24 protein-coding genes and 1 pseudogene are annotated in these 21497 nt (G+C 71.9%); 3 read left to right on the top strand and 22 right to left on the bottom strand.

Features of this window, described 5'->3' with window-relative positions:
- Both E4P40_RS17700 and E4P40_RS17695 read right to left on the bottom strand, forming a co-directional pair.
- Positions 1–230: cation:dicarboxylase symporter family transporter (locus E4P40_RS17700; RefSeq protein ID WP_135159825.1), on the bottom strand; the 230-nt coding region annotated here is incomplete at its 3' end.
- 184 nt (positions 231–414) lie between these two features.
- Positions 415–1188 carry an enoyl-CoA hydratase-related protein gene (locus E4P40_RS17695; protein WP_135159824.1) on the bottom strand — a complete coding sequence of 258 codons (774 nt, stop codon included), beginning with the start codon at positions 1186–1188 and terminating at the stop codon, positions 415–417.
- A gap of 79 nt (positions 1189–1267) precedes the next feature.
- On the opposite strand from E4P40_RS17695, the gene E4P40_RS17690 reads away from it, so the two are divergent.
- Positions 1268–1996, top strand: a complete 729-nt coding sequence (locus tag E4P40_RS17690) for a DUF2071 domain-containing protein (RefSeq protein WP_209305389.1) — start codon at positions 1268–1270, stop codon at positions 1994–1996.
- Here E4P40_RS17690 and E4P40_RS17685 read toward each other — a convergent pair whose 3' ends face one another.
- Positions 1997–4015, bottom strand: coding sequence for a protein meaA (locus E4P40_RS17685; protein ID WP_135159821.1), 2019 nt, complete (start codon positions 4013–4015; stop codon positions 1997–1999).
- Positions 4016–4124: 109 nt separating this feature from the next.
- Between E4P40_RS17685 and E4P40_RS17680 the strand changes: the two genes are divergently transcribed.
- A complete protein-coding gene (locus E4P40_RS17680) occupies positions 4125–4451 on the top strand; it encodes a hypothetical protein (protein ID WP_135159820.1) in 327 nt (108 codons plus the stop codon).
- On the opposite strand, the gene murA is transcribed toward E4P40_RS17680, so the two are convergent.
- Positions 4452–5732, bottom strand: coding sequence for a UDP-N-acetylglucosamine 1-carboxyvinyltransferase (murA, locus tag E4P40_RS17675; protein ID WP_135159818.1), 1281 nt, complete (start codon positions 5730–5732; stop codon positions 4452–4454).
- A gap of 94 nt (positions 5733–5826) precedes the next feature.
- Here murA and E4P40_RS17670 point away from each other — a divergent pair, with 94 nt between their 5' ends.
- Positions 5827–6450 carry a cob(I)yrinic acid a,c-diamide adenosyltransferase gene (locus E4P40_RS17670; RefSeq protein ID WP_135159817.1) on the top strand — a complete coding sequence of 208 codons (624 nt, stop codon included), beginning with the start codon at positions 5827–5829 and terminating at the stop codon, positions 6448–6450.
- Here E4P40_RS17670 and E4P40_RS17665 read toward each other — a convergent pair.
- From E4P40_RS17665 to rho, 18 genes and pseudogenes are all read right to left on the bottom strand, one after another.
- Complete coding sequence (locus tag E4P40_RS17665; protein WP_135159816.1) at positions 6447–6848, bottom strand: DUF2550 domain-containing protein; 402 nt, start codon at positions 6846–6848, stop codon at positions 6447–6449. The two genes, E4P40_RS17670 and E4P40_RS17665, sit on opposite strands and share 4 nt — an antisense overlap.
- Before the next feature lie 34 nt (positions 6849–6882).
- Entirely contained in the window at positions 6883–7272 is a 390-nt protein-coding gene (locus tag E4P40_RS17660) for a F0F1 ATP synthase subunit epsilon (RefSeq protein ID WP_135159815.1), read from the bottom strand.
- Positions 7273–7363: 91 nt separating this feature from the next.
- Positions 7364–7546 (bottom strand): hypothetical protein, encoded by a 183-nt coding sequence (locus E4P40_RS17655; RefSeq protein WP_135159814.1) that lies wholly within the window; start codon positions 7544–7546, stop codon positions 7364–7366.
- Positions 7547–7799: 253 nt separating this feature from the next.
- Positions 7800–9245, bottom strand: a complete 1446-nt coding sequence (gene atpD, locus E4P40_RS17650) for a F0F1 ATP synthase subunit beta (RefSeq protein WP_135159812.1) — start codon at positions 9243–9245, stop codon at positions 7800–7802.
- 87 nt (positions 9246–9332) lie between these two features.
- Positions 9333–10307 carry a F0F1 ATP synthase subunit gamma gene (locus tag E4P40_RS17645; protein WP_135159810.1) on the bottom strand — a complete coding sequence of 325 codons (975 nt, stop codon included), beginning with the start codon at positions 10305–10307 and terminating at the stop codon, positions 9333–9335.
- Between the two features lie 3 nt (positions 10308–10310).
- Positions 10311–11948 (bottom strand): F0F1 ATP synthase subunit alpha, encoded by a 1638-nt coding sequence (gene atpA / locus E4P40_RS17640; RefSeq protein WP_135159808.1) that lies wholly within the window; start codon positions 11946–11948, stop codon positions 10311–10313.
- 76 nt (positions 11949–12024) lie between these two features.
- Positions 12025–12900, bottom strand: coding sequence for a F0F1 ATP synthase subunit delta (locus tag E4P40_RS17635; RefSeq protein ID WP_135159806.1), 876 nt, complete (start codon positions 12898–12900; stop codon positions 12025–12027).
- On the bottom strand, positions 12900–13460 hold the full coding sequence (locus E4P40_RS17630) for a F0F1 ATP synthase subunit B (RefSeq protein WP_135159805.1): 561 nt from the start codon (positions 13458–13460) through the stop codon (positions 12900–12902). Before E4P40_RS17630 ends, E4P40_RS17635 begins: the two co-directional genes overlap by 1 nt.
- A 40-nt stretch (positions 13461–13500) precedes the next feature.
- Positions 13501–13728: an ATP synthase F0 subunit C gene (atpE, locus tag E4P40_RS17625; RefSeq protein ID WP_164704633.1), complete on the bottom strand. Its 228-nt coding sequence runs from the start codon at positions 13726–13728 to the stop codon at positions 13501–13503.
- Positions 13729–13792: 64 nt separating this feature from the next.
- Complete coding sequence (gene atpB, locus E4P40_RS17620) at positions 13793–14611, bottom strand: F0F1 ATP synthase subunit A (protein ID WP_135159804.1); 819 nt, start codon at positions 14609–14611, stop codon at positions 13793–13795.
- Entirely contained in the window at positions 14608–14949 is a 342-nt protein-coding gene (locus E4P40_RS17615) for an AtpZ/AtpI family protein (RefSeq protein ID WP_135159802.1), read from the bottom strand. The genes atpB and E4P40_RS17615 overlap by 4 nt, the downstream gene beginning before the upstream one ends.
- Positions 14950–14964: 15 nt before the next feature.
- On the bottom strand, positions 14965–15486 hold the full coding sequence (locus tag E4P40_RS17610) for a hypothetical protein (protein ID WP_135159800.1): 522 nt from the start codon (positions 15484–15486) through the stop codon (positions 14965–14967).
- Positions 15483–16751, bottom strand: a complete 1269-nt coding sequence (locus E4P40_RS17605; protein WP_135159799.1) for an MraY family glycosyltransferase — start codon at positions 16749–16751, stop codon at positions 15483–15485. The genes E4P40_RS17610 and E4P40_RS17605 overlap by 4 nt, the downstream gene beginning before the upstream one ends.
- Positions 16752–16892: 141 nt before the next feature.
- Positions 16893–17534, bottom strand: coding sequence for an L-threonylcarbamoyladenylate synthase (locus E4P40_RS17600; RefSeq protein WP_135159798.1), 642 nt, complete (start codon positions 17532–17534; stop codon positions 16893–16895).
- A 27-nt stretch (positions 17535–17561) separates the two neighbouring features.
- Positions 17562–18401, bottom strand: a complete 840-nt coding sequence (gene prmC, locus E4P40_RS17595) for a peptide chain release factor N(5)-glutamine methyltransferase (protein ID WP_135159797.1) — start codon at positions 18399–18401, stop codon at positions 17562–17564.
- Between the two features lie 11 nt (positions 18402–18412).
- Complete coding sequence (gene prfA, locus E4P40_RS17590) at positions 18413–19477, bottom strand: peptide chain release factor 1 (RefSeq protein ID WP_245160411.1); 1065 nt, start codon at positions 19475–19477, stop codon at positions 18413–18415.
- Between the two features lie 86 nt (positions 19478–19563).
- Positions 19564–19800 (bottom strand): 50S ribosomal protein L31, encoded by a 237-nt coding sequence (rpmE, locus tag E4P40_RS17585; protein WP_135159795.1) that lies wholly within the window; start codon positions 19798–19800, stop codon positions 19564–19566.
- 127 nt (positions 19801–19927) lie between these two features.
- Positions 19928–21043, bottom strand: a pseudogene (rho, locus tag E4P40_RS17580) (transcription termination factor Rho); the annotation flags it as partial.
- Between the last annotated feature and the right edge of the window lie 454 nt (positions 21044–21497).

The following is a 21497-nucleotide window of genomic DNA, read 5'->3' as shown; positions in this document are numbered from 1 at the left end:
CTGAGGTTGGCGATGCTGACGATCACCGCGGTGACGATCAGCGGCGGGACGAGCGTCTTCAGCAGGGTGACGAAGGTGCCGCCGATGGTCTGCAGGGTGCTGGTCAGCCAGTTGGGCGAACCGTCGGCGACGGTGCCCATCTCACGGGCGACGAGACCCAGGGCGACGCCCACGACGAGGGCGAGGAGGACCTGCGCCGCGAACGGGACGCGGCGGAGAGTTGCGAGCACGAGAGGGAGAGGCCTTTCGGGGGACGGCGAGGGGACGGCGGACGCGGCAGGCGTCAACAGCCGCTCGTCGTCCGCCGTCCGAAGTCCAGGGCACGCCGACGCGTGAGCCCCCACAGGTTCTGCACAGGTTGGTCAATGCAATCGGGCCCCGTGGGCCATCCCGGGTGTGCGCAGGCTCACGCGCTCAGTCGATCCAGACCGCCGGCCGCTTCTGAACGAAGGATTCCGACCACTCCCGGGCCCCGGGCGTCTGGCTGGCGTCGGCCATGACCGCGAGCGCGATGTCGTATGCCTCGCGTTCGGGCCGGTCGAACTGCGCGTACAGCGTCTGCTTCCCGAGGGCCTTGCTGGCCCGCGAGCCGCGGGTCGCACGGTCCATCAGGTCGGCGACGGCGTCATCGAGGTCGGCATCAGGCACCACGCGGTTGACCAGTCCCCAGTCCAGGGCCGTCCGCGCATCGATGACGTCACCGGTGAGTGCGAGTTCCATCGCTCGCTTCCTGCCCACGTTGCGGGCCACGGCCACCATCGGGGTGTGGCAGAACCACCCGAACTTGCCGCCGGGAGTGGCGAACCCGGCTGATTCGGCGGCCACGGCGAGGTCACAGGAGGCAACCAGCTGGCAGCCGGCGGCGGTGGCGAGCGCATGCACCCGCGCGATCACCACCTGGGGCACCGCCTCGACGGTCTGCATCAGCTCCGTGCAGAGCTCGAGCAGGCTGCGCACCTCTGCGAGGGGGCGGCCGCCGACCTCGCCGAGATCGTGACCGGCGCTGAACACGGGTCCCTCGGCTCCGAGCACGATGCCCGTGGCGTCACTGGTCGCCACCTCGTTGAAGGCGCCGAGCAACTGCGTCAGGTGCTCGCGGCTCAGGGCGTTGCGCTTGGCCGGGCGCGCCATCGTGATCCGGACGACGTCACCGTCCCGCTCGACCCGGGGTGCTCCCTCGCTGCTCATGCCCCGACCCCACCACGCAGGCGGACGGCGGGGCAACAGCGGCACGAGTGCTCCGACCGCAGCGGGGAAGGGAGCAGGAGTGCGACCGGAACCCCTGACGGCGTCCCCACCGCGCCCGGTGCACCCAGCCCTGCTGCGGCAGGACTGGCGCGACGTCACGTTTCTGCACTGGGCACTGGACCCTGCGCCGGCGGCAGCGCTGTTGCCGGCCGGCACCCGACCGGACGTCCTCGACGGACGCACGTTCGTGGGCATCGTCGCGTTGCGCATGCAGCGCACGGCGCTGCTCGGCGGGCCCGCGCTCCCGTGGGTGGGCAGCTTCGGGCAGGTCAACGTCCGGCTGTACGCGGTGGACGGAGCCGGCCGGCGCGGCGTCGTGTTCCTGTCGCTCGACGCCGAGCGGCTGCCGCCGGCCGTCGGTGCCCGGTGGACCGCCGGCCTGCCCTACTCGTGGGCCCGCGTCGAGTTCGACCGGCACGGCGACCGCCGCACCTACGGGCTGCGCCGTCGGTGGCCGGTCCCCCCGCCGGGGCACGCGCGGATCGCCGTCCGTGTCGGGGCGCCGCGGATCCCCGGGCCGGAGGAGCTGTTCCTGACCGCGCGCTGGGGTTTCCACCACCGGCTCGCCGGGCGCACGGTGTACGGACAGGTCGAGCACGCTCCGTGGCGGCTGCGCACCGCGGAGCTGCTCGACCTCGACACCGACCTGCTCGCCGTACTGGGGCCGGGCGCGCCGACCGGTCCCCCGGTCAGCGTGCTCTTCTCCCCGGGGATGGACGACGTGCGGATCGGTCTTCCCGCGACATGATCAGGCCGGCTCGGGCACCTTCTCCTCGAGACCGTTCGCCTCGCGGATGACGTCGACGACCGAGCGCATGATGTCGGTCAGCCCGAAGTCCTTCGGCGTGAAGACGCGGGCCACTCCCTGCTCGCGCAGCCGCCGGGCGTCGCTGTCGGGGATGATCCCGCCGACCACCACGGGGACGTCGTCCAGGCCGGCCTCCTTCAGACCGCGCAGCACCGCGGGCACGACCTGCAGGTGCGAGCCCGAGAGCACCGAGAGCCCGACGACGTGCACGTCCTCCTCGACGGCGGCCGACACGATCTGGTCAGGCGTGAGACGGATGCCCTGGTAGACGACCTCGAACCCGGCGTCGCGGGCGCGGACGGCGATCTGCTCGGCACCGTTGGAGTGCCCGTCGAGGCCCGGCTTGCCGACGAGGAAGCGGAGCCGCCCGCCGAGCTCCTCGCCGGTGGCCCGCACGCGCTCGCGGACGTCGGTCAGCGTCGCGTCGGCCTCACCGCCGGCGCTGGCCGCCGCCACGCCGGTGGGCGCCCGGTACTCGCCGAAGACCTCGCGCAGGACGCCGGCCCACTCCCCCGTCGTCACGCCGGCGCGGGCGCAGTCGAGGGTGGCGGCCATCAGGTTGGTGTCGGTGCCGGCCGCCTCGCGCAGGGTGTCGAGCGCCTTGTCGCACGCGTCCTGGTCCCGCTCGGCGCGCCACTTCCGCACCGCCTCCTGGGCGGCGTTCTCGACGGCCGGGTCGACGGTCATGATCGCGGCGTCGAGGTCGGCGAGCAGCGGGTTGGGCTCGGTCGTCTCGAACTTGTTGACGCCGACGACGACGTCCTCGCCACTCTCGATCCGCCGGCGGCGCTCGGCCAGCGAGCCGACCATCGCGCTCTTCATGTACCCGGACTCGACGGCGGCGACCGCCCCGCCCAGCTCCTCGACGCGCGCCATCTCGGCCTTCGCGCCCTCGATCAGCTCGGCGACCTTCTTCTCGACGACGACCGAGCCGGTGAACAGGTCCTCGTACTCGAGCAGGTCGGTCTCGTAGGCGAGCACCTGCTGCAGCCGCAGCGACCACTGCTGGTCCCACGGCCGCGGCAGGCCGAGCGCCTCGTTCCAGGCGGGGAGCTGCACGGCGCGGGCGCGGGCGTCGCGGGACAGGGTCACGGCGAGCATCTCCAGCACGATGCGCTGGACGTTGTTCTCCGGCTGCGCCTCGGTGAGGCCCAGGGAGTTGACCTGCACGCCGTAGCGGAAGCGGCGGTGCTTGGGGTCCTCGACCCCGTAGCGCTCCTTCGTCAGCTCGTCCCACACCTGGGTGAAGGCGCGCATTTTGCACATCTCCTCGACGAAGCGGACGCCCGCGTTGACGAAGAAGGAGATGCGCGCGACGACCTCGCCGAACTTCTCCTGCGGCACCTGGCCGGAGTCGCGGACCGAGTCGAGGACGGCGATGGCGGTGCTGATGGCGTAGGCGATCTCCTGCTCCGGCGTCGCCCCGGCCTCCTGCAGGTGGTAGCTGCAGATGTTGATGGGGTTCCACTTCGGCATCGTCGTCACCGTGTAGGCGACCATGTCGGTGATGAGCCGCATCGACGGCGCCGGCGGGAAGACGTAGGTCCCCCGCGACAGGTACTCCTTGATGATGTCGTTCTGCGTCGTCCCCGCGAGCTTGCTGACGTCGTGCCCGTGCTCCTCGGCCACCGCCTGGTAGAGCGCGAGCAGCCACATCGCGGTGGCGTTGATCGTCATCGACGTGTTCATCTCGTCGAGCGGGATGCCGTCGAACAGCGCGCGCATGTCACCGATGTGCGTGACCGGGACGCCCACCTTGCCGACCTCGCCGACCGCGAGCTCGTCGTCGGGGTCGTAGCCGGTCTGGGTCGGCAGGTCGAAGGCGACCGAGAGGCCGGTCTGCCCCTTCGACAGGTTGTTCCGGTACAGCTTGTTCGACTCGGCCGGCGAGGAGTGGCCGGCGTAGGTGCGCATGACCCAGGGGCGGTCGCGCTCCTTCGGCTCTGAAGGGAACGGCATGCCCGCGGAGTCTAGGGCGGTTACTCACCGGTAGCAGCCCCGCGTCCGGGCACCCTCACCCGACTATGACCGGTGGCACACTCGAACGGCGTACGGAAGGGAGACGCCGATGCCGATCGGGGCGGGCAGCAGCCTGCACTACCTCGTGGGGCCGGTCATCGCGTTCGTCGTCCTGGCGCTGATCGCCCTGTTCATGCGGTGGGCCTTCGGCACCGGCTACGACCGGCAGTCGGCTCCCCCGCCCGCCGAGGACGGGCTCCTGACGCTGGTCGCCACCCTGTCGCGCCGCGAGTCAGCTCTCGCCCTGCGGGCCGTGCTCTCCGACGCGGGCATCCGCTCGACGATCCGCTGTCCCGCAGAGCACCGCGCCGACGTCCTGGTCTTCCCGGAGGACGCCGACCGGGCACGGACGCTGGCGGCGTCCTTCCCCGGCTGATCAGGCGGGCCGCTGGGTCCGCTCGACCTGGGCGCCGAGGCCGCGCAGCTGCTCCACGAAGTCGGGGTAGCCGCGGTCGACGTGGTAGGCGTCCTGAACCTCGGTGATGCCGTCCGACGCCAGCCCGGCGAGGACCAGTCCCGCCCCGGCCCGGATGTCGGTGGCCACGACCGGAGCGCTGGAGAGCCGCTCCCGACCGCGGACGACGGCGTGGTGGCCGTCGATGCGGATGTCGGCGCCCAGCCGGACCAGCTCGTTGACGAACATGAACCGGCCGTCGTACACGTTCTCGGTGACCAGAGCGGTGCCGGTGGACACCGCGGCCAGTGCCACGGCCATCGGCTGCAGGTCGGTCGGGAACCCGGGGTAGGGCAGCGTGACGACGTCGACGCAGCGCGGGCGCCGGTCCATCGCCACGCGGATGCCGTCGGGCTTCGCCTCGACCGTGGCGCCGGCGTCGGTCAGCTTGTCCAGGGCCACCCGCAGGTGGTCGCCGATCGCGCGCTCGATGAACACGTCGCCCTGGGTCATCACGGCCCCGATGGCCCACGTGCCGGCGACGATGCGGTCCGGCACGGTCGAGTAGGTCACCGGCGACAGCGCGTCGACGCCCTCGACGGTGATCGTCGAGGTGCCGGCGCCGTCGATGCGGGCGCCCATGCCGACCAGCATCGTGCAGAGGTCGACGATCTCCGGCTCGCGGGCCGCGTTGTCGACGACCGTCGTCCCCCGGGCGAGGACGGCCGCCATCACCAGGTTCTCGGTCGCCCCGACCGACGGGAAGTCCAGCCAGATCGACGCGCCGACGAGGCGCGGCGCGGTCGCGACGAGGAACCCGTGCTCGCTGACGATGGTCGCGCCGAGGCGCTCCAGGCCGGAGATGTGCATGTCCAGGCCGCGCGAGCCGATCGCGTCGCCGCCGGGCAGCGCCACCCGGGCGGAGCCGCAGCGGGCGACCAGCGGGCCGAGCACGTTGATGGAGGCACGCATCTTGCGGACCAGGTCGTAGTCGGTCTCGGTCGACGGCTTCTCCGGCACGTCGACGACGACGCGGCCGCCGCCACCACCGTCGCCGGTGCGCTCGTAGTCGACCTCGCAGCCGAGCCGCCGCAGCACCTCGCTCATGATCGCCACGTCGAGGATGTCGGGGACCTCCTCGATGGTGGTCCGGCCCGGCGCCAGGAGGGCCGCTGCCATGAGCTTCAGCGCGCTGTTCTTGGCACCGGTGACCCGCACCCGGCCGGTGAGGGCCGTGCCACCGGCCACCTCGAAGCACTCCACGCCGTCACCTTACGGAGTGGCCCCGATGCAGGGTTCGCGCCGCGAGCCTGCCGAGTGGTGGGGGCAGCGGGGTCCTTCTCCTAGGCTGCGGGGCATGACCGTCCGGCTCACCCGCATCTACACCAAGACCGGCGACGCCGGCGAGACGCACCTGGGCGACATGAGCCGGGTGTCCAAGAACGATCCCCGGCTGCACGCCTTCGCCGACGTCGACGAGGCCAACAGCGTCCTCGGGGTCGCGCTCGCCCTCGGGGCCCCGGACGAGCGGGTCGCCGAGCTCCTGCGCACCGTCCAGAACGACCTGTTCGACGTCGGCGCCGACCTGTGCACGCCGGTGACGCCCGACCCGGCGTACCCGCCGCTACGGGTGACGCCGGCCTACACCGAGCGGCTCGAGGCGGCCTGCGACGAGTACAACGAGACGCTGCCCAAGCTGAACAGCTTCATCCTGCCCGGCGGCACCCCTGCGGCGGCGCTGCTGCACCAGGCGCGGGTCGTCGTCCGCCGGGCCGAGCGGAGCGTCTGGGCGCTGCTGGCGGCCGACGCCGAGCGCACGAACCCGGAGACCGCCCGCTACCTCAACCGGCTGTCGGACCTGCTGTTCATCCTCGCCCGTGTCGCGAACCCGGGCGGCGACATCCTGTGGGAGCCCGGCGCCCACAGCGGCGCCCACGCCCAGCGGGCCGCCTTCGCCGAGCAGCCGGCCGAGAACAGCTAGGTCCCCGGAGGGGCCGACTCCATCCAGGAGAGGAAGCCGGTCACCGTCGAGGTGTCCATCGCCAGCTCCCGCGGACCCTCCGGGGTGGCGATGGTCAGGACGACGACGTCCGAGGGCAGCGCCAGGTCCTCGCGACCCGGGCTGCGGCGGGACTCGACGCGGATCTCGGCGCGGGAGAGCCGTTCGTTCGGGCGTACCGCCAGCGACAGCCCCCGGTACCAGAGCAGCATGTCGCCGCCGTACCAGGCGACCCCGACCGACCAGCGGGGCGAGCGGACCGGCCGCAGCCACATGGTGACCGCCCCGAGCCCGGAGAGGAGGAAGCGGCGGCGGATCTGGAAGGCGACCACCAGCACCACGATGAGCACGCCCAGCAGGACGAGCAGGACCGTGGTCATCGGGCGGACGGCTCAGCGGCGGGACGTCGGGAACTCAGGCGGACTCGCCGGCCGCCCTCAGCCGCGACTGGGCGCGCCGCGCCGCGTCGAGTGCACCCGGCTCGTCGCCGGCGCCCTCGGCCCGGCGCAGCGCCTCGCGGGCGCGCTCCACGTCGATCTCGGTGGAGATCTCCGCGGTCTCGGCCAGGATCGACACCCCGCGCTCGGTGACCGACAGGAACCCCCCGTGCGCGGCCACGACGACGTCCTCACCGGAGTCGGTGCGGATCGTCACGACACCGCCCTCGGCGAGCTGACCCAGCAGCGGCGCGTGGCCGGGGAGGACGCCCAGTTCGCCCTCGGTCGTCCGCGCGATGACCATGGAGGCCTCGCCGGACCAGATCTTCCGCTCGACGGCCACCAACTCGACCTGCAGGGTCGCCACGACACTCCTCGGGATCCACGGACGGGGCCCTCACTCTATAAGGACCCCCTCCTCCCCTCCCCTCGCAGGCTCGGCGGACCCGGGAGGGGGCCTAGGCGGCGCGACGGTAGAGGAGGGTCCAGCGGCCGACCCGCACCCAGGGACGGCGGACGCTGGACGCCGGCGCCCACTCGTCGATGCCGAACCGCTCGCCGTCCGCGGGCTCCCACGGCGCGTACGGGGGCCAGCTCCAGCCAGGATCGGCACTGCCGGATCCTGCGATGTCGTCGTCCACGTCGTTCCTCACCGTGCCCGGGGATCGGGCGTTGTCCTCGAGATGGTCGGCACGCGGGGCCCCGGCCAGCAGGCACGATAGCGCTGATCCACCCACACGGGTGACCGTCCGGTCGCCCGATCGGGCCGCCGGACCCACGAACGCGAGCGGCCGGGCCCCTCCGAAGAGGAACCCGGCCGCGGGGACGTGCTGGAACGGCCCCCCTGCGGGGTCCCGCCGCGAGCGTGCGAGTGGCGGGGGCAGGGGGGTCCTCTTACTGCTTCTTGAGCTTCTCCGCGTTCTTCTCGAGGTCCTCGAGCCCGCCCTGCATGAAGAAGGCCTGCTCCGGGAGGTGGTCGTAGTTGCCCTCGGTGAGCGCCTTGAACGCCTCCAGCGTCTCCGACAGCGGGACGAAGGAGCCGGGCTGACCGGTGAACGCCTCGGCCACGAACATGTTCTGCGAGAGGAAGCGCTCGATGCGCCGGGCCCGGTTGACCGTGACCTTGTCCTCCTCGCCGAGCTCGTCGATGCCGAGGATGGCGATGATGTCCTGCAGCTCCTGGTAGCGCTGCAGGATCCGCTTCACCGTCTGGGCGATCTCGTAGTGCTCCTGCCCGACGTACTGCGGGTCGAGGATCCGGCTGGTCGAGTCCAGCGGGTCGACGGCCGGGTAGATGCCCTTCTCCGAGATGGGCCGGGAGAGCACCGTCGTCGCGTCGAGGTGGGCGAACGTGGTGTGGGGTGCGGGGTCGGTGATGTCGTCGGCGGGCACGTAGATCGCCTGCAGCGAGGTGATCGAGCGGCCACGGGTGGAGGTGATCCGCTCCTGCAGCTCGCCCATCTCGTCGGCGAGGGTCGGCTGGTAGCCCACGGCCGACGGCATGCGGCCGAGCAGCGTGGACACCTCGGAGCCGGCCTGGGTGAACCGGAAGATGTTGTCGATGAAGAGCAGCACGTCCTGGTTCTGCTCGTCGCGGAAGTACTCCGCCATGGTCAGCGCGGAGAGCGCGACCCGCAGACGCGTGCCCGGCGGCTCGTCCATCTGGCCGAAGACCAGCGCGGTGGACTCGATGACGCCGGACTCGGTCATCTCGGTGATGAGGTCGTTGCCCTCACGCGTGCGCTCGCCGACGCCGGCGAACACCGAGACGCCACCGAACTCCTGGGCGACCCGGCGGATCATCTCCTGGATCAGCACGGTCTTGCCGACGCCGGCCCCACCGAACAGGCCGATCTTCCCACCGGCCACGTACGGGGTGAGCAGGTCGATGACCTTGATGCCGGTCTCGAGCAGCTCGGTGCGGCCCTCGAGCTGGTCGAAGCGCGGCGCGTGCCGGTGGATCGACCAGTGCGGGGCGTCCTCGCCGTAGCCGGGGGTGTCCAGGCACTCGCCGAGGGCGTTGAACACGTGGCCCTTGGTCACGTCACCCACGGGGACGGTGATGGACTCCCCGGTGTCGCGCACCTCCGCGCCACGCACCAGGCCGTCGGTCGGCGCCATCGAGATGGTGCGGACGACGCCCTCGCCCAGGTGCTGGGCGACCTCGAGGGTCAGGGTCTTGCCCAGGTCGGCCAGGGTGACATCGACCTTCAGGGCGTTGAACAGGTCGGGCATCGCGTCGCGCGGGAACTCGACGTCGACAACCGGCCCGGTGACCCGCACGACGCGGCCGGCGGCCTGCGTCTGCTGGTTGGACGGACGGTCCTCGGTGACGGTCATCTGTAGTGCTCTCCTGCCCTCGGGCTGTGTGCGCTGTGGGGTTCGTCTCGCGTCTTCGGGTGGAACATGTCAGTCGCCGGATCCGGCTCAGTCGCTGGCCCCGGCGGCGACCAGCGCCTCGGAGCCGCCGACGATCTCGCTGAGCTCCTGGGTGATCTCGGCCTGGCGGGCCTGGTTGGCCTGCCGTTTGAGGTTCTTGGCCAGCTCCTCCGCGTTGTCGGAGGCCGACTTCATCGCCCGGCGCCGCGACGCGGACTCCGAGGCGGCCGCCTCGAGCATCGCGGCGTAGATCCGGGTGGTGATGTACTTCGGCAGCAGGGCGTCCAGCAGCCCCTCGGCCGACGGCTCGAACTCGTACGAGGTGGGGACGCCCGAGTCGTTGCCGGTCTGGCCGTGCTCGCGGTCCTCGCGCTCGTAGTCGAACTCCTCGACCTCCTCGACCTCCAGCGGAGCCATCCGCTTGGCGACCGGCACCTGCGCCAGCAGGGAACGGAACTCGGTGTAGACGATGTGCAGCTCGTCCACGCCGAGGACGCCGTCGGCGCCGGCACCGCTCTCGTCGTCGTCCTCACCGGCGGTGAAGGCCGCGATCAGCTCCTCACCCACCGCCTGGGCGTCGGTGTAGTTCGGCTGCTCGGAGAAGCCGGTGAAGGTGTCGGCCATCTCTCGGTCGCGGAAGGAGTAGTAGGTCTCCCCCTTGCGCCCGACGACGTAGAGCACCGGCTGCTTGCCCTCCTTGCGCAGGAGGGCGAGCAGCTCCTCGGTCCGCCGCAGCACGTTCACGTTGTACGAGCCGGCGAACCCGCGGTCGGAGGTGATCACGAGCACCGCCGCGCGCTGCGGGTTCTGCCGCTCCGTGAGCAGCGGGTGGTCCAGCGACGCGGAGGAGGCGAGTGCAGAGAGCACCCGCGTGATCTCCCGGGCGTAGGGCTTGGAGGCCTCCACCCGGGCCTGCGCGCGCACGATCCGGGCACCGGCGATCAGCTCCTGCGCCGAGAAGATCTTCTTCGTCGACTGCGTGGAGCGGATGCGGCGCCGCAGCGCGCGGAGAGAGCCGGCCATGGATCAGCCCTTCTTCTTGACCTGGACGCGCTCCTGGCCGCGCTCGGACGCGTCCATGGCCTCGGCCTCGGGCTCGTTGACCTTGAGCGACTCGCCCTCGCTGGTCGTGAACTGACCGTAGAACTCCTCGACCGCCTTCTCCAGGCTCTGCACCGCGTCGTCGCCGAGCACCTTGGACTGGCGGATCTCGTCGAGGATGCCGTTCTCGCCGCGGGAGACGAAGTCGAGGAACTCGGACTCGAAGCGCCGCACATCGCTGACCGGCACCACGTCGAGCTTGCCGGTGGTGCCGAGCCACAGGGAGACGACCTCGCGCTCCACCGGGAACGGCGAGTACTGCCCCTGCTTGAGCAGCTCCACCAGGCGCTGGCCGCGGTCGAGTGTGGCGCGGCTGGAGGCGTCCAGGTCGGAGGAGAAGGACGCGAAGGCCTCCAGCTCACGGAACTGGGCGAGGTCCAGGCGCAGGCGGCCGGCGACCGAGCGCATGGCCTTGATCTGGGCCGAACCACCGACGCGGGACACCGAGATGCCGACGTTGATGGCGGGACGGACACCGGAGTTGAACAGACCGGTCTCGAGGAAGATCTGGCCGTCGGTGATCGAGATGACGTTGGTCGGGATGTACGCCGACACGTCGTTGCCCTTCGTCTCGACCAGCGGCAGGCCCGTCATCGAGCCGGCGCCGAGGTCGTCGGAGAGCTTCGCGCAGCGCTCCAGCAGACGGGAGTGGAGGTAGAAGACGTCGCCCGGGTAGGCCTCGCGACCCGGCGGACGGCGCAGCAGCAGCGAGACCGCACGGTAGGCCTCGGCCTGCTTGGAGAGGTCGTCGAACACGATCAGGACGTGCTTGCCCTCGTACATCCAGTGCTGGCCGATGGCCGAGCCGGTGTAGGGGGCGATGTACTTGAAGCCGGCGGCCTCGGATGCGGGAGCCGCGACGATGGTCGTGTACTCCATCGCGCCGGCCTCCTCGAGGGCGGTGCGGATGGCCGCGATCGTCGAGCCCTTCTGGCCGACGGCGACGTAGATGCAGCGGACCTGCTGCGCCGGGTCGCCGGTCGCCCAGGCTTCCTTCTGGTTGATGATCGTGTCGGTGACGATCGCCGTCTTGCCGGTCTGGCGGTCGCCGATGACCAGCTGGCGCTGACCGCGGCCGATCGGGGTCATGGCGTCGATGGCCTTGATCCCGGTCTGCAGCGGCTCCTTCACCGACTGCCGCTGGACGACGGTCGGTGCCTGGAGCTCCAGCGCACGGCGGCCGGTGGACACGATCTCGCCGCCGCCGTCGATCGGGTTGCCCAGCGGGTCGACGACGCGGCCGAGGTAGCCGTCGCCGACCGGTACGGAGAGGACCTCGCCGGTCCGGCGGACCTGCTGGCCCTCCTCGATGCCGGAGAAGTCACCCAGGACGACGACGCCGACCTCGCGCACGTCGAGGTTCAGGGCCAGGCCACGGACGCCGCTCTCGAACTCGAGCAGCTCGTTGGTCATGACCGAGGGCAGGCCTTCGACGCGGGCGATGCCGTCGCCGGCCTCCGTGACGATGCCGACCTCCTCGCGGGAGATGTCGGGGCTGTACTCGGTGACGTACGTCTGGATGGCACTGCGGATCTCGTCTGCGGAGATCGTCAGCTCGGCCATGGGTCTGAGTCCTCTTCCCTGCGGGGGTCGTGTCTTGGGGGGCTGTGGTCTGGGGCGGGGAGCCGAATGGGGGCGGTCAGCCGGCCAGCCGCCGCTCGGCGGCTTCCAGGCGGTGGGCGATGCTGCCGTCGATGACCTCGTCGCCCACCTGCACGATGAGGCCGCCGAGCACGCTCGGGTCCACGGTGATCTGCAGACCGACGGTGCGGCCGTAGATCCGCCGGAGCACGTCGGACAGCCGCTGTTCCTGGGCGGGGGTCAGCGCGACGGCGGTGGTCACCCGCGCCACGGACTGGCCGCGGCGCCGGCTCGCCACGTCGGACAGCCGCTCGATCGCGTTCTCCGCCGTGCCGACGTGCGGTCCGGTGAGCACGTTGCGGAGCAGCTGCTCGGTCACGGGGCTGACCCGGCCGGACAGCAGCCGGTCCAGCAGCGCGCGCTTGCCCTCCACGGAGGCCTTGCGGTCGCTCAGGATCCGGCCGAGCTCGCGGTCGCCGCCGATGATGCGGCCGAAGCGGAACAGCTCGTCCTCGACGCCGTCGAGCTCACCACGGGCGTCCGCGGCGTCCAGCGACGCCTCGATCCCCAGGGCCATGAATGCGTCGACCAGGTCGATCGGGTGCGACCACCGCAGCCGGGCGACGGTCTCGACCAGGTCGAGGGCCGTGCTCGACAGCTTCGAGGCGAAGAGCCGCTGGGCCAGGCCGGCCCGGTCCTCCGGCTTGCCCGCGGGGTCGGACAGCGCCCGGCGCAGCGAGAGCTGGCTGTCGAGCAGCCGCGCGACGGCGAACAGCTCGTCGGCCAGAGCCAGCAGCTCCGGACCGGTGGCCGCCCGCGCCGGCTGACCGGTCAGGCGGTCCTTCGCCCGCTCGAGCACGCCGGAGGCAGGACGGCTGAGCTGGTCGAGGCGCTCGCGTGCCTCGGCCAGTGCCGCTCGGCTGGAGGCCTCCATCAGCGAGTGGTCTCTCGCGCGCCGACGACGCCGTCGCCGGCTGCCATGCCGTCGAGCTCGGCGAGGAACCGGTCGACGGTGCCGCGCCGGCGGGCGTCGTCGGCGAGGGACTCACCGACCACCTGACCGGCGAGCTGCACCGCCAGGGTGCCGATCTGCCCACGGAGCTCGTTGACGACCTGCTGGCGCGCGGTGGCCAGCTGCTCCTCGCCGCGAGCGACGATCCGCGCGGACTCCTCCTGTGCCTGGGTGCGCAGCTCCTCGAGGATCTGCTGGCCCTCCGCACGGGCTCGGTCGCGGATCTGCGCGGCCTCGTTGCGCGCCTCGGCCAGCTGGGCGCGGTACTGCTCCAGCGACGCCTTGGCCTCCGCCTGCATCGCCTCGGCCCGCTCGATGCCGCCCTCGATCGCCTCCCGACGAGCGCGGAAGACCTGCTCGAAGCGCGGCACGACGAACTTGATCATCACGAAGGCGAGGATCGCGAACGTGATCGTGCCGACGATGATCTCGCCCACGGGCGGGATCAGCGGATTGTGTGCTTCCGCGGCGAGGATGCTCATGCTCTGGACTCCCTGAGTCAGCTGGACAGGACCGGCCGGCTCAGCCGTAGATGAAGGGCGCGACCAGGCCGATGAGCGCCAGGGCCTCGGAGAGGGCGGCACCGAGGAAGGCGTAGGTCCGGGTCAGGCCGGCGGACTCGGGCTGACGGGCGGTCGCCTGGATGTAGGCGGCCCACACGATGCCCACACCGATGCCGGGGCCGATGGCGGCGAGGCCGTAGCCGACCGCACCGATGTTGCCCTCGAGCTCTGCGAGTACCTCGATCATTAGGGGGTCTTCCTCCTGTGTCGGTCGCCCGGGTCGTCCCGGGCGGCTGGCGGGGGTGGAGCGGTCAGTGGGCGGGTTCGACGGCGCCGTTGAGGTATGTCGCCGTCAGCACGGTGAAGACGTAGGCCTGCAGCACGATGACCAGCAGCTCGAAGAACGTCATGGCCAGGGCCATGAGGAACGCGAACGGGCTGAAGATCACGGAGAAGTTGCCCACGGTGAGCAGGTAGACCGTGCCCAGGGAGAACACCGCCAGCAGCATGTGGCCGGCGAACATGTTGGCGAAGAGCCGGACGGCGAGGGTGAACGGCCGGATGACGAACACCTGCAGCAGCTCGATCGGCGTCACGAGGATCAGCGCCCCGATGGGCACACCCGGCGGCACGGCGGCGTCCTTGAAGTACCGCCCTGCGCCCTGCTCGCGGATGCCGACCCAGTTGTAGAGCACCCAGACGATGACCGCGAGGACCAGCGGGAAGGCGAACTTCGACATCGGGGAGATCTGCGCGAGCGGCACGATCGACATCGCGTTGTTCGCCAGGATGAAGAAGAAGAGCGAGGCGAGGAACGGGGCGAACGGAAGGCCCTTGGGCCCGATCACGTCGCGGGCCATGCCGTCGCGGATGAGGGAGTAGCCGCTCTCACCCATGAACTGGAGCTTCCCGGGCACGATCGACGGCTTGCGGACCGCGGCGACCATGAACCAGATCATCAGCGCGGTCGCGATCCACATGATCAGCGTGATGCGGGTGATCTCGAAGGCCACGCCGAAGACGTCGAACTCCACGAGGGGCTCGGGGTAGAACTCCTCGACGGTCGGAGCTTCGAAACCCTCGCCGTTGGCTGCGAGCACGCTGGCGAGCGCGGTGGCGCTGGAGGTCACCGTTGTCCCTTCTGCGTCGGGCCCTGCGTCCGGGGCCGGCTCCGCTGCCCGCCCGGGGTCCTACCGGTGGACCGGCCACCTCCCGGAGGCGGTGGAACAGCCCCGTACTTGACGACCACCAGGTAGATGGCCACCGTCAAGCCGAGAATCGTGCCGACCAGGGCGAGGAACCGTGTCTCCCACCAGCGGTCGAGCAGCAACCCGACCCCGCCCCAGACGATGATCCCCGAGAGCATGGTCCCGGTGATCCCCCAGCCGATGTCGGCCCCACTGGGCTGACGCGCCGGTTCGTCGGTTCGCGGTCGAGCTTCCCCGCGAGCAGGGCTGTCCTCGGCCATCGCCGGGACACTATCTCAGGCGCGGAACGTGGGCTTTTCCGGGTCTGTCGGCGAGACGTGCGCGGACTCCGGCGCCGGACCCGGACCCGTTCCCGGGGGTGCCGGCGGCGGCACGTAGTACAGCTGCCGGGTCAGCACCCAGCGGACCTGGACGCCGCTCCACAGCAGGGCGCCGGCGACGACGGCCCACGCCATCGCCCGCCGGTCGATCCACCCGTCCTCCGGCAGTGCCTGGAGGACGGCGAAGAAGATCAGCACCTTGACGAGGAAGGTGCCGAGCGCCGCGGGCAGCGTGAACGCGTCGTCGATCCGGCCGGCCCAGGCGATGACCACGCCGGAGATGCAGAAGAACGCCGTGACGACGGCGGCTCCGACCAGCACCCCCACGGCGGCCGGGCGGCCGGCGAGCAGCCAGACCACCGGGACGGCGAGGGCCGTGACCACGGCGGTCACGAGGGTACCGACGCGGAGGAACGAGACGTCCCAGGGGACGTCGCTGCGTGGAGGCCGGGCGCCGCGGGGACTGGTCGCCGTCACCGGAGCACCTGTCCCGCCCCGGCTGCGCGCGGCGCCGGCTCGGGGTCCGGTGCGCGGGCGGGGTCGGCGGCCGCGGCGGCCTGTGCCCGGAGCGCCCGGGCGGTGGGGTGCTCGGCCCGGCTGCGCTCGCGCTGCGCGACGATCTCGGCCTGGCGGGCCTCGCGAGCGGCCCGCCTGGCCCGCGGGCTGAGCACGACGACCACACCGACGACCAGCAGGACGGCGATGGCGACGAGGAGCTCCGCCTGCCCGCCGGTGATCGACAGCGCGACGGCCCCGAAGGACAGCAGGGCGGCCCAGAAGTACATGACGAGCACGGCCCGGCGGTGCGAGTGCCCGATGGAGAGCAGCCGGTGGTGCAGGTGCATCTTGTCCGGCGAGAACGGCGACTGGCCCCGGACGCTGCGCCGCACGACGGCCATGACCAGGTCGACGAACGGGATGAAGAGGATCGCGATCGGCACGAGGAGGGGCAGCGCCAGGGGCAGCAGGCTCGCGGCGGAGTCGAACGTCTGCGCGTCCACTCCCCCGGTCGCCGTCACCGCGGCGGCCGAGAGCATCAGGCCGACCAGCATCGAACCGGAGTCGCCCATGAAGATCCGGGCCGGGCTGAAGTTGTGCGGGAGGAAGCCCAGGCACGCCCCGGCGAGCACCGCGGTGATCAGCGCGGGGGCGCTGGCGACGTCGTCGTAGCCGACGATCCCGAGGTTGTAGCTGTAGGCGAAGAAGGCCAGCGCGGCGATGGCGGAGACCCCGGCGGCCAGCCCGTCGAGGCCGTCGATGAAGTTGAGCGCGTTCACCGTGAGGACCGTGACGAGGATGGTCAGCGGGACACCGGTCTGCGGGCCGAAGGAGATCGTGCCGATGTCGGCCACCGGCAGGAACAGGAAGGCCAGCTGCACCCCCTGCAGCACCATGACGCCGGCGGCCGCGATCTGACCGGTCAGCTTGGTGAGGGCGTCCAGCCCCCACTTGTCGTCCAGGACGCCCAGCAGGCAGATGAGCCCGCCGGCGACCAGCACCGCGAACGTCTGGGAGTCGTCGAAGGTCCGCTGCAGAGCGGGGAGGCGGGTGGCGACCAGGATCGCCGCGGCCACGCCGAGGTACATCGCGACGCCGCCGCCCCGCGGGGTCGGGATGACGTGCACGTCCCGGTCGCGGGGGGCCGCCATCATGCGCGCGCGGATGGCGACCATCCGCACCACCGGCGTGGCCAGGAAGGTGACCAGCGCGGCGGTGAGGAGGACGACGGCGTACTCGCGCACGGTCCCCCACTCGATCGACTCGCTGCGGCTACCCCTGACGCCCGGCAGGGCGGCGGGTGTAGCCCACGGTATCGCCTGGTTGCGGCCCCGTCCCGGGGCCCGCGCTGAGCGTGCGAAGCGTGGGGAGGACGGGGTCCTTCATCAGTCGGTGATGTCGGGGACGACGTCCCGCAGGCGGTCGACCGGGATCGCACCCACCCGCAGCACCCGGAGGACGGGGCCGGTGCAGTCGACGATCGTGCTGGCGGCCGACCCGGCACGGGGCCCGCCGTCCAGGACGACGGCCGCGTGGGTCCCCAGCTGCTCGACGGCGTCCTGCGCGGTGGCCGCGGCCGGGCGGCCGGAGCGGTTGGCGCTGGAGACGGCCAGCGGTCCCGTGCGGCGCAGCAGGTCGCGGGCCACGTCGTCGTCCGGGAGCCGGACGGCGACGGTCCCCTCCGCGTCCCCGAGGTCCCAGGCCAGGGACGGCGCGTGCTCGAGCACGAGGGTCAGGCCGCCGGGCCAGAAGGCGGAGGCGAGCTCGTTGGCCACCGGCGGCAGGTTGACCACCAGGCCGGCCAGCGTCGACGCCTCGCCGATCAGCACGGGGACCGGCATGGCCCGCCCGCGGTTCTTGGCCGCGAGCAGTCCGGTGACCGCGGCCGGCGTGAAGGCGTCGGCCGCGACGCCGTAGACCGTGTCGGTGGGCAGGAGCACCAGCTCCCCACGGCCGAGCGCGGCGGCCGCGGCGTCGAGGCCGGCGGCGCGTGCCGCGGGGTCGCTGCAGTCGAAGAGTTCAGGCACGGCAGAGGAGTCTCCCCCACCGGCGAGTCAGACCCTCCGGGCGGTCGTGAAGCGGGGGCGGTCGGCCAGGTCGGGATGGTCCTCCACCTCGGTGAATCCACCGTGGGCGCGGACGACGGCCGGCAGCGCAGTGCCCTGCTGGTCGGCGTGCTCGATGCCGAGCCACCCGCCGGGGTGCAGCAGCCGCGCGGCGACGGTCAGCATCCCGCGGACGACGTCCAGCCCGTCGGGGCCGCCCCAGAGCGCCGGCGGCGGATCGTGGTCGGCGACCTCGCGCGGCAGCACCGCGTCGTCCGGGACGTAGGGCGGATTGGAGACGACGACGGTGACCCGGCCGTCGAGCTCCGAGAGCAGGGCCGGGTCGGTCATGTCGCCCTCGACGACGCCGACGGGCGTGTCCCCCGCGGCGACGCGGGCGAGGGCGTTGTGCCGTGTCCACGCGACGGCACCGGGATCGCGCTCGACGGCGGTCACCCGGGCGCCGGGGTGCTCGTGCGCGATCGACAGCGCGATCGCGCCCGAGCCGCTGCCCAGGTCGACGACCACGGGGCCCTCGATGCCGGCCAGCCGCCCGAGGGCCCAGCCGGTCAGCTGCTCGGTCTCCGGGCGGGGCACGAAGACCCCGGGTCCGACGGCGAGCTCGAGGTGGCGGAAGGCGGCCCGGCCGGTGAGGTGCTGTAGCGGGACCCGGTCGGCCCGCTGCTCGAGGAGCTCCCCGAAACGCGCGGCCTCGTCCGCACCCACGTCGCCCGCCGTGATCAGCCGGCCGCGGGGCACCCCGAGGACGTGGGCGAGCAGCAGCTCGGCGTCCACCCGCGGCGACTCGACCCCGGCGTCGGCGAGGCGGCGCGCGGCGTCGGCGATCATGGATCGGACGTTCAGGAGCCGGCCGCCAGCAGCTCGGCGGTGTGCGCCGCGGCGAGCGCGTCGATGACGGCGTCGAGGTCGCCGTCGACCACCTGGTCGAGGTTGTACGCCTTGTAGCCGACCCGATGGTCGTTGATCCGGTTCTCCGGGAAGTTGTACGTGCGGACCCGCTCGCTGCGGTCCATCGTGCGCACCTGGCTGCGCCGCTGGTCGCTGGCCGTGGCGGCCGCCTCCTCGCGGGCGGCGGCCAGCAGCCGCGAACGCAGGACGCGCAGTGCGGACTCCCGGTTCTGCAGCTGGCTCTTCTCGTTCTGCGAGCTGACCACGATGCCGCTGGGCAGGTGGGTGATCCGGACGGCGGAGTCGGTCGTGTTCACGCTCTGACCGCCCGGCCCGGAGGAGCGGAAGACGTCGATGCGCAGGTCGTTGGGGTCGACGGTCACGTCGACCTCCTCGGCCTCGGGCAGCACCAGGACGCCCGCAGCGGACGTGTGGATCCGGCCCTGGCTCTCGGTGGCCGGCACGCGCTGGACGCGGTGCACGCCGCCCTCGAACTTCAGCCGTGACCAGATGCCCTCGTCCGTGCGGGACTTGATCGCGACAGCGACGTCCTTGTAGCCGCCGAGCTCGGCGTCCACGGCGTCGAGGACCTCGGTCGACCAGCCCCGGCGCTCCGCGTAGCGGAGGTACATGCGCAGCAGGTCGCCGGCGAACAGCGCCGACTCCGCGCCGCCCTCCCCCGCCTTGATCTCCAGGATGACGTCCTTGTCGTCGTCGGGGTCCTTGGGCAGCAGCTGCTCGCGCAGCCGGCCGGTGAGGTCCTCGACCTCGGCTTCCAGCGCCGACGCCTCGGCGGCGAAGGACGTGTCCTCCCCGGCGAGCTCGCGGGCGGTGCCCAGGTTCCCGCGCGCCTCGTCGAGCGCGCGGGCGGTCTCGACGAGCGGGGCGAGCTGCGCGTAGCGCCGGCTCAGCCGCCGGGCGCGGGACTGGTCGGCGTGCACCGCCGGGTCGGCGAGCTCGCGCTCCAGGGAGGCGTGCTCGTCGAGCAGGGCGGACAACCGGTCGGGGGAGCTCAACGCAGGACTCCTCTCACTGGATCGGGACATGACAACGGCGCCCGCCCCACTCCCCGGAGGGAGTGGCGCGGGCGCCGTCGGATGCGCTACTTGTCGGCGGTCTCGGCCCCGGCAGCGGCGCGCTTGCCGAACCGCTTCTCGAAGCGGGCGACGCGGCCACCCGTGTCGAGGATCTTCTGCTTGCCGGTGTAGAAGGGGTGGCAGGCGGAGCAGACCTCGACGGTCAGCTGACCGGTCGGGGACGTGCTGCGGGTGGTGAAGGTGTTGCCGCAGCCACAGGTCACGGTGGTGACGTTGTAGGCCGGGTGGATGTCGGGCTTCATATCGCCTCTTCTGCGAAGTCTCTGGTGTTCGTGTGGTGGAACGCCGGCGGCCGACCGATATTCCGGCCGCGATGCGGGGCTCGGTCGACCAGTCTCCCAGACCGGGAGACCGTCCTGCCGCACCGGGTTATTCGTTGCCCGGCCCCAGGGTCGTCTTCTGGATCTGCATCAGGAACTCGACGTTGTTGCGCGTCTTCTTCAGCTTGTCGAGCAGCAGTTCCAGCGCCTGCTGCGGCTCGAGCGCGGCGAGCACCCGGCGCAGCTTGATGACGATCGCCAGCTCGTCGGGGTTCATGAGGATCTCTTCCTTGCGGGTTCCCGACGCGTTGACGTCGACCGCCGGGAAGACGCGCTTGTCCGCCAGGCGGCGGTCGAGCTTGATCTCCGCGTTACCCGTGCCCTTGAACTCCTCGAAGATGACCGTGTCCATCGTGGATCCGGTCTCGACCAGCGCCGAGGCGATGATCGTCAGGGAGCCGCCGTTCTCGATGTTGCGTGCGGCGCCGAGGAAGCGCTTGGGCGGGTACAGCGCCGTGGAGTCGACACCACCGGAGAGGATCCGGCCGCTGGCGGGGGCCGCCAGGTTGTAGGCGCGGCCCAGGCGGGTGATCGAGTCCAGCAGGACGACGACGTCGTGGCCCATCTCGACCAGGCGCTTGGCCCGTTCGATGGACAGCTCCGCGACCGTCGTGTGATCCGACGGCGGCCTGTCGAAGGTCGAGGCGATGACCTCGCCCTTCACCGAGCGCTGCATGTCGGTGACCTCTTCGGGCCGCTCGTCGACGAGGACGACCATCAGGTGGCACTCGGGGTTGTTGGTCGTGATCGCGTTCGCCAGCGCCTGCAGCACCATGGTCTTCCCGGCCTTCGGCGGGCTGACGATCAGCGCGCGCTGGCCCTTGCCGATCGGCATGACCAGGTCGAGCACGCGCGTGGTGAGCACGTGCGGCTCGGTCTCCAGGCGCAGCCGCTCCTGCGGGTACAGCGGGGTGAGCTTGGTGAACTCCGGCCGCTGCTTGGCCTGCTCGGGGTCGAGGCCGTTGACCGTGTCCAGCCGGACCAGCGCGTTGTACTTGTCCTTGCGCTCGCCTTCGCGGGGCTGGCGGACGGCGCCGGTGATGGCGTCACCGCGACGCAGGCCGTAGCGGCGCACCTGCGACAGCGAGACGTAGACGTCGTTCGGGCCGGTGAGGTAGCCCGAGGTTCGGACGAAGGCGTAGTTGTCGAGCACGTCCAGGATGCCGGCGACGGGCAGCAGGACGTCGTCCTCGCTGACGGTCGGCTCGCCCTGGTCGAAGCGCTCACGACCGCCGCCGGTGCTGCCACCGCGCTTGTTGCGGTCGCGGTACCGGCGACCGCGGCGACCGCGGCCGCCCTCGAAGTCGTCGTCGTCCTCGTCGTTGGGGTTGGCGCCCCGCGGACCGTCGTTGCGGTTGTCGTTCCGGTTGTCCGGGCGGCCGCCGCGGTTGTCGGCGCGCTCCCCGCGGTCGGGGCCCCGGTTGCCGTCGCGGTTGCTGCCACCGTCGTTGCGGTTGCCGCCGTCGCGGTTGGCGTTGCGGTCGGTGCCGCGGTCGGGGGCGTTGCGGTCGGCGCCGCGGTCGGGGGCGGTGCGGTCGCCGCCCTCGCGGTTGGCGTCGCGGTCGTTGCGGTTGCGGTTGCCGCGCTCACCGCGGTTGCGCTGCGGCCGGTCGCCGTCG

Source organism: Blastococcus sp. CT_GayMR20, from assembly GCF_004570345.1.
The sequence above is the reverse complement of the archived record's forward strand: the minus strand, read 5'-3'. Positions and strand labels throughout refer to the sequence as shown.